Source organism: Marinobacter salexigens (assembly GCF_018860765.1).
Classification (GTDB): Bacteria; Pseudomonadota; Gammaproteobacteria; order Pseudomonadales; family Oleiphilaceae; genus Marinobacter; species Marinobacter salexigens_A.
In genome coordinates, this window is sequence record NZ_JAHKPV010000018.1 from 1 (window position 1) to 13,431 (window position 13,431).

16 protein-coding genes and 3 pseudogenes are annotated in these 13,431 nt (G+C 51.4%); 15 read left to right on the top strand and 4 right to left on the bottom strand.

What is annotated here, in order from left to right; genetic code table 11:
* A partial coding sequence (locus KO508_RS09850) for an integrase core domain-containing protein (RefSeq protein ID WP_216008159.1) occupies positions 1 to 232 on the top strand: 232 nt, incomplete at its 5' end.
* A gap of 54 nt (positions 233 to 286) precedes the next feature.
* On the top strand, positions 287 to 634 hold the full coding sequence (locus KO508_RS09855) for a FixG Ig-like domain-containing protein (RefSeq protein WP_289851847.1): 348 nt from the start codon (positions 287 to 289) through the stop codon (positions 632 to 634).
* A gap of 44 nt (positions 635 to 678) precedes the next feature.
* Here KO508_RS09855 and KO508_RS09860 read toward each other — a convergent pair whose 3' ends face one another.
* Positions 679 to 1,446 (bottom strand): DUF1499 domain-containing protein, encoded by a 768-nt coding sequence (locus KO508_RS09860; protein ID WP_216008161.1) that lies wholly within the window; start codon positions 1,444 to 1,446, stop codon positions 679 to 681.
* Between the two features lie 303 nt (positions 1,447 to 1,749).
* A complete protein-coding gene (locus tag KO508_RS09865; protein WP_252738047.1) occupies positions 1,750 to 2,913 on the bottom strand; it encodes a YbfB/YjiJ family MFS transporter in 1,164 nt (387 codons plus the stop codon).
* A 110-nt stretch (positions 2,914 to 3,023) separates the two neighbouring features.
* Between KO508_RS09865 and KO508_RS09870 the strand changes: the two genes are divergently transcribed.
* Positions 3,024 to 3,890 (top strand): LysR family transcriptional regulator, encoded by an 867-nt coding sequence (locus tag KO508_RS09870; RefSeq protein WP_216008162.1) that lies wholly within the window; start codon positions 3,024 to 3,026, stop codon positions 3,888 to 3,890.
* A 58-nt stretch (positions 3,891 to 3,948) separates the two neighbouring features.
* Entirely contained in the window at positions 3,949 to 4,365 is a 417-nt protein-coding gene (locus KO508_RS09875) for a hypothetical protein (RefSeq protein ID WP_216008163.1), read from the top strand.
* A gap of 87 nt (positions 4,366 to 4,452) precedes the next feature.
* Here KO508_RS09875 and KO508_RS19125 read toward each other — a convergent pair.
* Positions 4,453 to 5,915, bottom strand: a pseudogene (locus tag KO508_RS19125) (NAD-dependent succinate-semialdehyde dehydrogenase).
* Between the two features lie 233 nt (positions 5,916 to 6,148).
* Here KO508_RS19125 and KO508_RS09885 point away from each other — a divergent pair.
* From KO508_RS09885 to KO508_RS09935, 11 genes and pseudogenes are all read left to right on the top strand, one after another.
* Positions 6,149 to 6,973: an alpha/beta fold hydrolase gene (locus KO508_RS09885; protein WP_216008164.1), complete on the top strand. Its 825-nt coding sequence runs from the start codon at positions 6,149 to 6,151 to the stop codon at positions 6,971 to 6,973.
* Between the two features lie 59 nt (positions 6,974 to 7,032).
* A pseudogene (locus tag KO508_RS09890) lies at positions 7,033 to 7,296 on the top strand (glutathione S-transferase N-terminal domain-containing protein); the annotation flags it as partial.
* Positions 7,286 to 7,576 (top strand): annotated as a pseudogene (locus tag KO508_RS09895) (IS30 family transposase); the annotation flags it as partial. The pseudogenes KO508_RS09890 and KO508_RS09895, both read left to right, overlap by 11 nt.
* Positions 7,577 to 7,645: 69 nt before the next feature.
* On the top strand, positions 7,646 to 8,089 hold the full coding sequence (locus KO508_RS09900; RefSeq protein WP_216008165.1) for a hypothetical protein: 444 nt from the start codon (positions 7,646 to 7,648) through the stop codon (positions 8,087 to 8,089).
* A 205-nt stretch (positions 8,090 to 8,294) separates the two neighbouring features.
* The gene (gene chrA / locus KO508_RS09905) at positions 8,295 to 9,494 is read left to right on the top strand and encodes a chromate efflux transporter (RefSeq protein ID WP_216008166.1); all 1,200 of its coding nucleotides are present in this window, start codon (positions 8,295 to 8,297) and stop codon (positions 9,492 to 9,494) included.
* Between the two features lie 214 nt (positions 9,495 to 9,708).
* Positions 9,709 to 10,272, top strand: coding sequence for a DinB family protein (locus KO508_RS09910; protein WP_216008167.1), 564 nt, complete (start codon positions 9,709 to 9,711; stop codon positions 10,270 to 10,272).
* Between the two features lie 46 nt (positions 10,273 to 10,318).
* Positions 10,319 to 11,014, top strand: a complete 696-nt coding sequence (locus tag KO508_RS09915; protein ID WP_216008168.1) for an aspartate/glutamate racemase family protein — start codon at positions 10,319 to 10,321, stop codon at positions 11,012 to 11,014.
* A 133-nt stretch (positions 11,015 to 11,147) separates the two neighbouring features.
* The gene (locus KO508_RS09920) at positions 11,148 to 11,585 is read left to right on the top strand and encodes a thiol-disulfide oxidoreductase DCC family protein (protein ID WP_216008169.1); all 438 of its coding nucleotides are present in this window, start codon (positions 11,148 to 11,150) and stop codon (positions 11,583 to 11,585) included.
* Positions 11,578 to 11,973 carry a DoxX-like family protein gene (locus KO508_RS09925; RefSeq protein WP_216008170.1) on the top strand — a complete coding sequence of 132 codons (396 nt, stop codon included), beginning with the start codon at positions 11,578 to 11,580 and terminating at the stop codon, positions 11,971 to 11,973. Before KO508_RS09920 ends, KO508_RS09925 begins: the two co-directional genes overlap by 8 nt.
* A gap of 90 nt (positions 11,974 to 12,063) precedes the next feature.
* Positions 12,064 to 12,396 carry a hypothetical protein gene (locus tag KO508_RS09930; protein WP_216008171.1) on the top strand — a complete coding sequence of 111 codons (333 nt, stop codon included), beginning with the start codon at positions 12,064 to 12,066 and terminating at the stop codon, positions 12,394 to 12,396.
* Positions 12,397 to 12,643: 247 nt separating this feature from the next.
* Positions 12,644 to 12,892 (top strand): DUF3297 family protein, encoded by a 249-nt coding sequence (locus KO508_RS09935; RefSeq protein WP_216008172.1) that lies wholly within the window; start codon positions 12,644 to 12,646, stop codon positions 12,890 to 12,892.
* 84 nt (positions 12,893 to 12,976) lie between these two features.
* Here the strand turns inward: KO508_RS09935 and KO508_RS09940 are convergent, their stop codons facing one another.
* Positions 12,977 to 13,147, bottom strand: a complete 171-nt coding sequence (locus KO508_RS09940; RefSeq protein ID WP_216008173.1) for a hypothetical protein — start codon at positions 13,145 to 13,147, stop codon at positions 12,977 to 12,979.
* Between the last annotated feature and the right edge of the window lie 284 nt (positions 13,148 to 13,431).

Below are 13,431 nucleotides of genomic sequence, written 5' to 3' on the forward strand. Positions count from 1 at the left end.
GGGGTTCGTGGAGCGCTTACGCATGAACCGACCTGGACAGTGCACGGATAATGCGGAGGTGGAGTCCTTCTTCAAGACGTTGAAGGGAGAATTGCTGCATGCCACCAGCTTCGTGACAATGCGGCAGTTACGGAAACATATAAGTAACTATATTGAACGCTTTTATAACAGCCTGCGGCTGCACAGTAGCCTTGGTTACCGGACTCCGATAGAGTTCGAGGGAATTAACTGATGGGGCGTGTCCATTTTATTGGGGGAAGTCCATCCTGGACTTCCCCCAGTTTTGATGGCGCGACCGTTAATGGCGTTGGAGATCGAAAGAGACAGGGGGCTTTTTCGGTATAACGGCTCGAAAAACATTGAAAACAGTTATCTGCTTAATCTAACGAATAAGGCAACTGAAATGAGATATGCCTTTATCCACGTCTCAGGTACCAGGGATATCAACATGTCCGGGTTGGACGAAGTCAAGCTAAGAGCCGGTGAGAAAAGAGAAATCCCGATCATTCTTGAAATGGATCCTGCAAGCCTCCGGGGTGAGGTTACCAATATTACCTTTGAAGTAAGCACGTCAGAGGAACCCGAGAAGCGGGTCGCCGCACCTACCACGTTTCTAGGGCCGGTCTTCCGGTGACCGGAACCATAACGCCGTCCTAAACGGCTATCGCACCCCGTACGTCAAAGGGCAGAGTTTCTCGCCAGGTCTTCAAGGAAAGCCTGAATTCGTACGGCGTTTGCGCCCAGGTCGCTCTTCCCTACCCTTGAGGCAGAACGCATGTCTACCTGAACACCCGCCGGGGTTTCCGTCATCCGGATTACAACGTCGTCTTTGAACCCGAACCAGCGAGTGGTTGCTGTAGCCTCTAGGGTGTTTTCAGTTGTGCCGGCAAGCTCCCATTTCCGTACTTGAAGCACTGCCTTTGCTGCATCCATAGCACTCGCCAGTGAACCGTCCAGAACAATCGGCTTCAACTCAGGGTAAGCCGCCAGTTGCAGGGTGGCAGTGTCTTCCCCCGGGTAGTCCACCGCGTTGGGCGCTTCCTCTCGGGCAGCGGCCAGCAAAACAAAGGTGGGCGGGTTCTCCATATCGGTTGTTATGTCGTGTATGGGTGGCACAGTCTGGGCTTTGTGTTTCATCTCCATGGGGATGGCAATCATGAAAAACACCGCAAGGCTGACCAGCAATCCGACAACGGCTGGGCGCCACCGGCGTGATCGCCCGGATATCACCAGCGTGATCAGCCCCAACGCCGCTGCACCTAAAGCGACTTGCGCACCCTGGCGCAGCATGCCGAAAGAAGTTCCAAGGCCTATCCACTCTGCCCTGTAGGCCGGCCCAGCCAATCCCATGAGCAGCCCGGCCAGAATCAGCAGTATTATGCCAAGCCAGGCCGCAATAACTGGCCATTTACCTCCACGGGGGGATGAATGAGTCTGTGCCGGCATGGTTCTTCCTTTTGCTGGGGTTCGTTTTGACAAGGTGCGAGAGATTACAAGGTTACAGGTACGAACGCACACTTTAGCCCGATCATCATGGGTTAGTTATGCTGCGAAATTGAGCACCCCACTCTCTACGGAAGTACGGCTGTAATCACACTATCCCAACTCACTTAGCTGCTTGGATCGGCACCTCTGCTTAACATTGGCATGTTGGTATTTGCTGGCATTTCAGAAAAGGAAATAGCAATCTGCAAGACGCATGGAGATGGGTGCAGGAACAGGCGTCCACTAGGATTCGGGAACCCCGTCTCACACGGGGAGTCTTTCCAGGCGCACCAATCCCAGCAAGAAGGTAACACCTATAATCATGATTCCCGCTGAAAAGTATAATCCAAGGTTGTAGCTACCAAACGCTTCAGTAAGGTACCCCGTAAAGGCGGGGGCGATGATTTGCGCCGCTCCATAAGCCAGTGTCATTACGCCCATAAATCGGGCTGGATTGCTTGGGAAGAACTTTCCAGCCATGGTGAGTACCAGGCTGACACAGGCAATAAAGGTTCCGCCAAACAGGAATGCACTTAACAATAACGCCGTTAAGCTGTCATTAATGACAGGCAGAATAATGCCAACCACCTGAAGAATGTAAGCCGCCAGAAGTGCATAAAGATAGCCGGTTCTTCTCGCAATTCTGTCCCACACCAGTGTCGCTGGCATGGCGGCAATCCCTACCAGCAAAAACGCCAGTGTCCCCTGCCCCTCCAGCCCTTTTGTTCTTTCTACAATGTCCACAATGAAGGTGGAACTGACAGCGTATCCGTACCCGGCACAAAAATAAGCAAGCATCATGAGCGTGGTAAACGCCCGGCCTGGGGGGTTATCTTCTGTGGTCGTTGCGTCCTGCCCATCCACCAGAGGGTGCGGAATCCATAACCATGCGGGAATAGCGACAATGCCCGCCATCACGGCCAGCGCCAACCACTGTTGCTGCCAGTTGGCCGACAGAGTGAGCATTACTTCGACTAAAACGGATGTGGCTATGATGCTCACACCGATACCGGCGAAATGAATGCCTAATTCAGCGCGATGATCATTCTTCACCAGCCATTTCAGAATCAGGCCGGAGGCAATGATAAGGCCCCCGGATGCACAAACCCCGGCAATGAATCGTAATACAGCCCAGACAACAACGTCCGTGGTCATCACCATGGCGGCTGAAGTGCCTATGCTTAGCAGAAGATAGGCCCTGTGCAGATTGTATTTGTAGTTGAGGTTGTGCAGCCTGGATGCAAGTAGCACCCCGGCCATGTACCCCATAAAATTAGTGGTCGCCAGCCAGCCACCACCTACTTCGGTGAGGCTTGCTCCGCTCTGCATGATGGGCAGTACAAGACTGTAGGAAAGACGGGCTACGCCAACGGTTACGATCAGGCTGCAGATTCCGGCCAAGTAGACTCGGGTCCGTGTAAGCTCCATCAAGATTCCCACCATGCTGTTATTAAATGATTTTCAGCAAAGATTACTCCCGTCTGGTAATCTTAAATATTGAATTATCAAGAACATTTATTTCTTTTTAAGAGAACTGTATGGAAATCCTGGCATTGAAGACCTTTAAAACCCTGGTCGATGAAGGTGGCATCAAGGGCGCAGCAGATAAGCTTCATACTGTTCAGTCGAACATCACCAGTCGGATTAAAAAGCTGGAAAGTGAGCTGGATACCAGGCTGTTCACACTGGCAGGCAGAAAGCTGCAGCTAACCCCCAGCGGGCAACAGCTCTACCAGTATGCGGACGAGATTCTGGAGCTGGAGTACCAGGCTAAATCTGCCATTTTGCGTGATAAAGGTAACTATGAGTTAAGGGTGGGAATGCCAGAAACCTTTGCAGCGGTTCACATGCCTTTAGCACTCAAGCAGCTCAAACAGAGTTACCCGAATATCCAGACCAGAATCTATACGGACACCAGCGACAGGCTCGTAGGTGCTGTGTTGAACAACAAGGTGGATTGCGCCGCCATAGGCAATGCCCCCGCACATGAAAAGCTCTGTGTTATTCCTATTGTGAATGAAGAGCTGGTTATGGTGACCCCTGCGGGAAGCCATTATGACCCCGTGCTGTTTGTGCGCGAAGAAGGTTGCGGTTACAGAAACCATGCAGTTTTATGGCAGCAAAAAGTAGGACGCGTCAGCGATGAACTCATGATCATGAGCAGTGCGGATGGGGTTTTGGGCTGTATCTCGGCCGGTTTGGGTTACACCATTATTGGCAAGAACATGGTGGTCGGGAGCCGGTATGAAAAGTCCCTGGTGATGACGCCCGTGACACATGGTCCAAAGCATGTTCAGCTATCCATCGTTTACCGAAAAGGCAGCCCCCTGGAAGCAGGCACACTGGCACTTGCGGACATTTTCACAAACAGGGGCCAGTTAGAGCCTGCCCTCTGCAATTTTTAGGCGCAGGTTTTACCGGGAGAATACTAATCTCAATGAACATCATAAAAGGATGACAGGTATGAGCTTCTTTGATGCTGCTCGTTGGCGGGGCGCTACCATCGTGGTGGCATTGTGCGGGTCGCTGGCCAGTTGCGCGGCTCTTTCGCCTGCGCCGAATTTGACCACCGATGAAAAGAAAGCCCTCAGTGCCAATCTTAACGAAAAATACGTAGCGTACCAGGACTGCATGGCCAGTGAAGCCGATCGCTTCAGCCATATCACATCCGCACCACCTTCAGACATCGCCAAGGGTGCACAAGCGGGCTGTGAAGCTGCTTTCAGGAGCTATCATCAGGCCGTGACCAAACAGTTTACGTCCTTTGTTTCAAGCGCCGGTCAGGCAGAAGCCCGGAGCCGGGCTGAGCAGCATGCCAGCGATGCAAAAGATCGCACCTGGAGTCATGTCATCCAGCGGGTGCTGATCCAAAGACAATAAGCCGGCTAATGGAAAGCTTGAAGGTTTTGTTGGGGGTGTGCTTGGGTAACGTGGAGTTACCCAAGCACAGTACTGGCTATACCTGCATCAGGACTCGCTCACCATCACAGACTTCACATTCACAAATTCGAGCATGCCAAAGCCGCCATGTTCGCGGCCATAACCGCTCTGCTTTACCCCACCAAATGGCAGGTTAGGCTTGGCCAGATTATAGCCATTGATATTAACCATACCTGTGTCGAATTCATCCCGAGCCAGGCGCACAGCCTCTTCTTCGTCGGCGCTGAAGATGCCACCGCCCAGACCATAAATGGAGTCGTTTGCCACTCGCATAGCCTCTGCTACATCTTTTACCTTAATCAGCGCCGCTACCGGCCCAAACAGCTCATCGTCATACGCTGGCTGCCCTGGCACCACGTTTTCCAATATGGTGGGTGGGTAGAAGTAACCTTTGTCTTCGGGAATTTCACCACCCAACGAACAGGTTGCGCCGTTCTCAATCGACTTGCGAACCTGCTCATGCAGCCCGTCTCTGAGGTCTTCGCGAGCCATGGGGCCCATTTTGGTATCACTGTGTGTGGGATCACCAAAATTGAGCTTTTCCATTTCAGCCAGGTAGGCATCCCTGAACTCTTCGTACACGGGTTCTTCAACGATAAAGCGCTTCGCAGCGACGCAGGTCTGGCCCGCATTGTAGGTACGGCCCTGAACGCATAATTGCACGGCCTTCTTGATGTTGGCATTTGCCAATACCAGATAGGCATCATTGCTGCCCAGTTCCAGTACAGTCTTCTTCAGCACTTTAGCTGCTCGCTGGGCCACTGCCCTGCCAGCGTTGGGGCTACCCGTCAGCGTTACGCCACGCACCAGTTTGTGTTCGATAACGGCGTCTGACACCTCATGGTCAATTAACAGCGTGCGGAAGGCGTGCTCCGGCATGCCGGCATCGCGGTATAGTTTTTCAACTTCCAGAGCCATGCCCATACGTTATTGGCATGTTTCAATAGCACGGTGTTACCCGCCATAAGGTTGGCAGCGCTGTAACGAATAACCTGGTAAAGCGGAAAATTCCACGGCTGTATGCCGTAGATCACGCCTTGCGGCTGATAGGAAACCACGGCACGACCACCTTCCAGCTCTCTTGTTTCATCCGCCAGTTCGGTGGGGCCCTGTTCAGCGGTGTACTCACAAACCGCCGCACACAACTCACATTCCTGTTTGCCCTCTGCCAGGGTTTTACCCATTTCCCGGGTCATCAATTCGGCGTAGTCATCCTGGCGCTCCCGAATCAGGGCAGCGGTTTTGCGCAGGGCATCCGCACGCTCTTCAAATCCGGTTTTACGCCAGTTGAGAAACGCATGGTGACTCTGCTCAATGATGCCCTCGGCGTCTTGCCTGGACATCAGGGTATAGGTTTCAAGAACTTCTTCTGTGGCAGGGTTGATTGTCTTATGTGTATTCGACATCAGTTTGCCTCCTGAATAATTAATGACAGCGGAACCTGTATTGGGTCGACCGTCATAATTGAAGTTGCCAGATGAACCTAACATTTCCAGATACCCTTACGGGCGAAGGTTACCTAACCGTATAACTCTGCAGCGACCGGGCCGGAAGTTACTCTGTTGGATCAGGCTGTCTCGCAAGGGGATGATGGACACAGGCGTGTTTTGAGTGATTACTCAAATATAATTTGAACCCTGAGCTTTCACTCAGTAGCGTGAATGTGCAGCAGATCACTTTGCAAAACGTGAACTGCGAACTGTGAAATGAAAGGAGCGCTACGATGAGTGAATCAAACTTTGAGCACCAATATCTGCATGTAGACGGGCACCGTATTGCCTATCTGGATCAAGGCAAAGGAACACCGCTGATCTTGCTCCACGGCATCCCGATGTCCGGCATGCTCTGGCGCAAGATCATCCCGCAGCTTGCGCAGACTTACCGGGTGATCGTGCCAGACATGCTAAATTACGGTAAATCGGATAAACCGCTTGATGCGGATGTATCGATCGCGGCACAAAGCAAAATACTTGCCGGCCTTATGGATGCACTGGGTGTGCGCTGTGCAGACCTTGTGGCCCATGATATTGGCGGTGGTGTTGCCCAGATACTGGCGGTAAATCACCCGGAACGCATAAACCGGCTGGTGCTTGCCGATGCTGTCTGCTTCGACTCCTGGCCGATTCCCGACTTCAAGCCCTTACAGGAGCCGGGGGCGGAAGAGCAGATGAGCGTGCAGGAACTGGAGCAGATGCTTCGCGACTTCCTGCCCAAGGGCATGCATGATGAATCCAATGCCACCTCTGAGCTTGCCGATATTGTTGTGCACCCCTGGCAGGGTGAAACAGGCAAGCGAGCTTTTTTCAGAAACCTGCGCAGGCTCAATCCGGAATACACCCTCGCGATTGCTGATGAACTGAAAAATATTCCCCATGAAACCCTTATGCTATGGGGACAACATGATAAGTTCCAGAAGCCGGAATACGCTGAGATGCTGAAAAGCGCGATACCGAACACGCGTCTGGAGTGGATCGACGCGGCGCATTGGATAACCGAAGAGCGCCCTGACGATGTCGCTAAAAAGCTTATCGCGTTTCTGGATAGTTAGGGGACCACTGGAGTCCCCGACTCTGTGCCCTTTTATCTCGATTCAACGGCGAAAATACCATGGCCTCTTCACTTCATAGCCTCTACTCTTTTCGCCGCTGCCCCTATGCCATGCGCGCCCGGCTCGGCCTCTTGTTTGCCGGGCTGCAGGTGGAGCTGCGAGAGATAACACTGAAAAACAAGCCGGCTCAAATGCTCGCGGTTAGCCCGAAAGGCACCGTGCCTGTTTTACAGTGTTGTGATGGGGCTGTGATTGAAGAGAGCCGGGAAATAATGGTGTGGGCGCTTGAACAGCAAGACCCGCAAGGGCTTTTACGATCAGGGTCGAGAGCTCGTGCGTCATGCTGAGATCACCCAAAAGACGGGGACGGCGATCTACTTTGCTGATCCCCACAGCCTCTGGCAACGAGCCATCAATGAAAACACCAATGGCTTGTTGCGGCAATACATGCCCAAGGGAACCGACCTGTCGGTGTTCAGTCAGGAGGAGCTTGACGCCTTTGCCTTCCAGCTTAATACACGGCCTCGTGGGCTTCCCCCACTTCAGTGGACACGCATCAATAACACTGAGAACGCCTTAAGCACGGGGGTGTCCTTAGTTTAGCGGGTGCCACTACAGGCCCAGCTAAAATGTGGTCAAATACCTGTGAAACTGACAGCGAGCGAGGTTGCTATGAATCGAATTCAGTCATCTAACGAGGTACTTGAGATTAGCAGTTTTCCCGGCATGCTCGCTGGCTTCTGCGGTGTTGTTTTAATGGGTGCCGTGTATGGCTGGTTCGCCGGAAAAGCAAGCGCAGTCGATCTGGCGATCATCCTTTTTTGCGTCGTCGTTTTCTCATGCCTGTTGGATTATCGAGTGGTTGTCATTTCACTGGAAAAAGAAGAAGTGCTGATCCACTCGACACGATTGATCTCAAAGAAGACTTTTTCAGTACCTATTTCCTTAATCGAGGGAGTTTCCATTCGCACTGGAAAGGGAACCTCCTCTCATGCTGGTGTTGTTCATATTGATACCACTAATGGGCCTTATACGGTGACATCCATGGCGTCTATGGGGCACAAAAAGCAGCGAAAAGTGGCCAGTGAAATAAAGAAGTTTTTGGGGCTCGTTTGATCACTGAGCTCATCCTGCATGCTAAAATTTTGCTTAGGTGGGCATCCATTTACGTGAGGCGTTAAGGCTGTAAAAAAAGCCCCAGATCAAACCGATTTTGCTAGCATAGCGCAAACAGACAAGGAGCCGTCGGAATGTCCCCGTTTCAAACACTACAACTACGATCAGGCTTCCATCAGAACACGCACTCAAATCCGATTGTAAAGTGAAATTGCCATCCGGTAATCCTGCAGAAGTGTTCTTCGCATTCTTAAAACTCGGCCTAACGTCTTTCGGTGGGCCAATCGCTCATCTGGGTTACTTCAGAACGGAAATGGTTGAACGCCGTCGTTGGCTGAGTGAAGAGCAGTTCGGGCAATTGCTTGCACTCTGCCAGTTCTTACCCGGCCCGGCTAGTAGTCAATTGGGGTTTACTCTCGGACTACTTCGCGCAGGCTGGCTTGGGGCGCTCGCCGCTTTTATCGCTTTCACCCTGCCGTCGGTGCTTCTGCTTTTAGCCTTTGCTGCCGCTATACCCTTACTTACTGGCGCCACCGGAGAGGCTGCCGTGCATGGCTTAAAGCTTGTAGCTTGCGCCGTGGTCGCCGATGCTGTTTTAGGCATGTCCAAGAAGTTGTGCTCCGATGCGCTAAGAAGAATTATTGCTGTGTTATCAGCTGCGGCGTTATTGCTCGTGTCTTCTACTTTTGCTCAACTTGCTGTCGTTATAGCAGCGGCTGTTATAGGTGCGTATTTCATACGAGAGATAACTGCACCTGAAAGCGATAGCGGGTTTCAACTTTGCTACGGCCCACGAGTCGGCGGGATGCTGCTTGTACTTTTTGTAGCCCTGCTGTTTGGCTTACCGTTTATTGCAACGGGGAAACCAGATTTCGCATCAGTTGTTGAGGCGTTTTATCGAGCGGGCGCATTGGTATTCGGTGGCGGTCATGTAGTCCTCCCCCTGCTCCAAGATTCCGTCGTTTCGACTGGCTGGATCGCTTCCGAGCAGTTTTTGTCTGGCTACGGCGCATCTCAGGCAATTCCCGGGCCTATGTTTGCTTTCTCAGCTTACCTTGGCGCGATAGTGTCGCCTTTGGAGAATACTTACCTTATGGCAGCTACGGCGCTGGTCTTCATTTTTCTGCCGGGGTTTCTTTTGGTGGCTGGCGTTCTCCCGTTCTGGGGTGTTTTTTCACGCCACCCGACGGCGGGCCGCGCTATTGCCGGGGCTAATGCGGCAGTTGTTGGCCTATTAGCAGCCGCCCTTTACAACCCCATCTTCACATCTGGCATAACCAGCTCGGCAGATTTGGTTATTGTGCTCGTCGCCTTCGGTCTACTTGTAGTGTGGCGAGTATCTCCGCTTATTGTGGTGCTATGGTGTGTCATTGCTAGCATCTCGCAATTATGGCTTTTTTCTTGAGTCCGTGCGGTTCACGGCCAATCGTGTAGCCGGGGATCACCCCCCTGCTCCCACAACACGCTGTAGCGATCCGTCAGGCCGACGGCTCCGCAGAGAGAGGGAGGAAGCAGCTGTTGAGCTACACCAATCATAAGATGATAATTTTGAGCTCCCGGGGTTTCCCGATACCGAGTCAGCACTGGTCGACTGAATATTAACCAAGAGAGCAACACTGATGAGCTTAAAACAGCATTTTGAATTGTTAGCTACTTACAATCAGTGGATGAACTCCAAGATCTACGAGGCCGCAGGCCAACTCTCTGAATTAGAATTGGCGGAAGACCGCGGTGCCTTTTTTGGCTCCATTCTGGGCACGCTTAATCATATTCTGGTTGGTGATACTGTTTGGCTAAAACGCTTTGCCACTCATCCATCCTGCGCGAGTTCCTTGCAGAAGGTCGCTAACCTTCCAAATCCGACAAGCCTAAGCCAAACAGTGTTTGACGATATTGGTCGCCTATCTGAACATCGGGCTTGGCTAGACCAGCAAATCATTAACTGGATAGCCGAGCTGACCGAAAGTGATCTGGATTTCGTTCTCAGCTACCACAACACCAAGGGAGTTCCGGCCAACAGGCGGTATTCGAGTCTGATTCTTCACTTCTTTAATCATCAGACTCACCATCGGGGACAAGTGTCTACCCTGCTCTCACAAGCAGGCGTTGATATTGGGGTTACCGACTTATTGGCTCTGATCCCGGAGGATCCTAGCGTGACAGCCGTCCACCGGGTGCCCTAGTATTGAGGTGATGCCCCCACTCAAATTGACTACACCGAGGCTCTCCATGAAAACAATAGGTCTAATTGGCGGAATGAGCTGGGAATCGACGCAAACCTACTACCGCTTGATCAACCAGAGGGTAAGAGCCGAGCTCGGCGGCCTGCATTCGGCAAAGCTTGTTCTCTATAGCGTGGATTTTGCAGAGATTGAGGCACTGCAACACCAAGGGAACTGGCAGGCAACAGGGGACATATTGGAATCAGTCGCCCAGTCGCTTGAATCGGCAGGCGCAGAATTTTTGGTTCTCTGTACGAACACCATGCATAAAGTCGCTTCCCAACTTGAACGCTCAGTAAACGCTCCCCTCCTCCACATCGCAGATGCCACGGCCAACGTGCTCAAAAAGGATGGGATAACCTGTGTGGGGCTGCTGGGAACACGATTTACGATGGAGCAGACGTTTTACATCGGACGCCTTCAGGATCACGGTATCCAAGTGGTTGTTCCAAACGAGCCCGAAAGGGAGATTGTTCACTCTGTGATTTACAATGAGTTGTGCCAAGGTGTGGTCAAGCCTGATTCAAAAGCTATGTACCTGGATGTGGTGGCCTCATTGGCTGAACGCGGTGCGCAGGGCGTGATTTTGGGATGCACGGAGATTGGTCTGCTGATCCAGAGCTCGGATACTGAGGTTAAGTTGTACGACACCACAGAAATACATGCCGAGCAGGCGGTTCAGTATGCCTTGGGCAGGATTTAACCAGAAACTGCCTGCGTATTACAGACCAAGTTATCGCAGATCCGGGCTTTGAATCTGTTTCCATCATGCCGAAGGAAATCCGGTTCGGGTTCCCCCCAATTCAATCGAGACGCACCGATAATGCCACATTAATATGAAACAGAAACCGCAATCCCACCCAAATGTTGCTACGCAGGAGCCTGTGGTTTTGTTCGATGGGGTGTGTCGATTGTGCGCCGCATGGGCGCGCTTCCTTATCAGGTTCGATAAAAAACGTCGATTTAAATTAGCGACCGTTCAATCACCTGAAGGCCAGGCGATTCTTCGGTCCCACGGTTTCCCGACGGACTACTACGACACCATGCTACTTGCTGAGGGGCCGAATATTTATACCAAATCTGCTGCCTTTTTCAGGGTAATGCGTGAACTGCCATGGCCGTGGCCATTGGCCTGTATTGGTTGGGTTGTGCCATCAGTGATTCGAGACTGGCTATACGACCGAATTGCATTAAACCGCTACAAGCTGTTCGGTCGCTATGATGTTTGTGTCATCCCCAACAAAGATCATGATTCAAGGTTTCTGGGTGAATAGTCCTCTTTTAAGCTACGCAGTATGCCGGGGCACCATTGCTTTTATTTGGTTCTATCAAGGCTTGATTCCCAAATTGCTCTACCCCCATGACGATGAGCTGGCAATGAACATGGCGATAGGGTTTTCACGCTCTGAGGCAGTTCAGTTGGCCACTATCGCTGGTGTATTAGAGATTGCCATGGGCGTTGCTATCTTGATATTTTGGCGGCAGCGCTGGCCAATACTGCTTACATTAGTCGCAATGGTTGGGTTGTTGGCATTCGTAGTGCTGGTTCAGCCCACGCTTCTGGGTGGCGCGTTCAACCCTGTAACAACAAATGTTGCTGTCGCCGCGCTTTCAATCGCCAGTTTGCATCTTCTGCAGGTGATTGAGAAAAATAGAGGGTGATGGCTAACGAGACTCTATGTGTTTCAGGCTGCAGCTGATGCTGGCTTTAGATGCCTGAGATGGGGCTAATTTTCAAGACTAGGAACGTGCGTGAAAAAGTTGATTCTGGCATTGGTTTTATTCAGTGGTGCATGTTTTGCCCAGGAACCCGAGAAAGCACCAGAACTTTGGTCCTGGTTTAAAGATCTCGATAAATCTGCAGCAGCCTGTGAAATACAGAGCTCTTTTGCCCTTCAGAAAATTTGCCTGGAAAACCAGGTCGAGAACGAATACGGGATCTACGGAACCTACAAAGGCAACCGAGTGGTCGTAAAATGCCTGGCTATGGGAGAAGGCAAAAGCAAGGTTTGGGTGGCTGTGGCTGGCAACGACAGAGATGCTGTTGAGCTGGTTCGAAACATGATTGTAAAAGAGATCATTTGACCAGCCTCTTGCAGACCTCTCTGCAAGCTCCGCCGTTAGTAATCGCATCGCATATCATAAAAGGTTGAAAGGTATGGTTTTCTTTAATGCAGCCTGTTCTTGGAGGGGCGCTACCAATGTCATCCAACGGGTTCTAATTCAGAGGCAATAAGCTAATTGTCAGACGGGGTAACCCCACTACTATGATTGAGCACCCACCCCTTTTTCTCTAGAATGGCGCTCCTTTTTATCAATGCAGGTCATTACCATGAGCGATACCAAATCATTGCCAGAACTGCCGGATAGGCTTTCAAGAAATCCCAATAGCCCGCACCATGTCGCTGACGTTTTCGCGCACGATATTGGCATCAAGCTGAACGGTAAAGAGCGCACCAACGTTGAGGAATATTGCATCAGTGAAGGTTGGATTAAAATCGCCTCACCGAAAGCGCTAGACCGTCGCGGACAGCCGCTTATGATGACCATGAAAGGTAAGGTTGAAGCCTACTACAATTGAGTAAAAAGGTTATAAGCCGCTGGTTGAACTGGATCAGCGGCTTGACCTAAGTTAGGGCGTTGGCGTGCAATCCCCCCTGAAAAATCAGTGTCGTGGGTTCCTATCATTAGACGATGAATCATCATCTTTTTTTAGGTAGTAATCTTTCTCCTCGAATGTCTTCATATCGGGATCTTCGATGTTGTTCTTACGACGACCCTGATAAAGCCAGTAGGCCACTACAGCCCCAACAATGACCAGTACAATCCATTTCATGTCAGCTTCCTCGGTACGATGAAACACCTTGCTTGAGTGAGGTATGGCAGGCCTTTGATCGACCGCAAATTGTATTGTAAGGGCTGCACTTACCACGTAGGCATTTCGCACAATACGACAGCGACATCATTATTTCAAAATGACTTTGATCCTGAATTCAAGAGGAAAAGGCGCATTGGCGATTTCGTAGCCTGCGAAGGCTACGATGACACTGTCGAAGCGATTCTCGGTGGGCTAATGGGCTTGCCTCACGTCAGGTTGCTGCTACTATGAATGTTCAATTG

Excerpts from the sequence above, each read along its gene's own strand:
- KO508_RS09875 (WP_216008163.1), top strand. The coding sequence starts at position 3,949 with ATGAGCTTCTTTGATGCTGCTCGTTGGCGGGGCGCTACCATCGTGGTG.
- KO508_RS09940 (WP_216008173.1), bottom strand. The coding sequence starts at position 13,147 with ATGAAATGGATTGTACTGGTCATTGTTGGGGCTGTAGTGGCCTACTGG.
- KO508_RS09920 (WP_216008169.1), top strand. The coding sequence starts at position 11,148 with ATGAAACAGAAACCGCAATCCCACCCAAATGTTGCTACGCAGGAGCCT.
- KO508_RS09935 (WP_216008172.1), top strand. The coding sequence starts at position 12,644 with ATGAGCGATACCAAATCATTGCCAGAACTGCCGGATAGGCTTTCAAGA.
- KO508_RS09870 (WP_216008162.1), top strand. The coding sequence starts at position 3,024 with ATGGAAATCCTGGCATTGAAGACCTTTAAAACCCTGGTCGATGAAGGT.
- KO508_RS09865 (WP_252738047.1), bottom strand. The coding sequence starts at position 2,913 with ATGGAGCTTACACGGACCCGAGTCTACTTGGCCGGAATCTGCAGCCTG.
- KO508_RS09900 (WP_216008165.1), top strand. The coding sequence starts at position 7,646 with ATGAATCGAATTCAGTCATCTAACGAGGTACTTGAGATTAGCAGTTTT.
- KO508_RS09910 (WP_216008167.1), top strand. The coding sequence starts at position 9,709 with ATGAGCTTAAAACAGCATTTTGAATTGTTAGCTACTTACAATCAGTGG.
- KO508_RS09855 (WP_289851847.1), top strand. The coding sequence starts at position 287 with ATGGCGCGACCGTTAATGGCGTTGGAGATCGAAAGAGACAGGGGGCTT.
- KO508_RS09915 (WP_216008168.1), top strand. The coding sequence starts at position 10,319 with ATGAAAACAATAGGTCTAATTGGCGGAATGAGCTGGGAATCGACGCAA.
- KO508_RS09860 (WP_216008161.1), bottom strand. The coding sequence starts at position 1,446 with ATGCCGGCACAGACTCATTCATCCCCCCGTGGAGGTAAATGGCCAGTT.
- KO508_RS09885 (WP_216008164.1), top strand. The coding sequence starts at position 6,149 with ATGAGTGAATCAAACTTTGAGCACCAATATCTGCATGTAGACGGGCAC.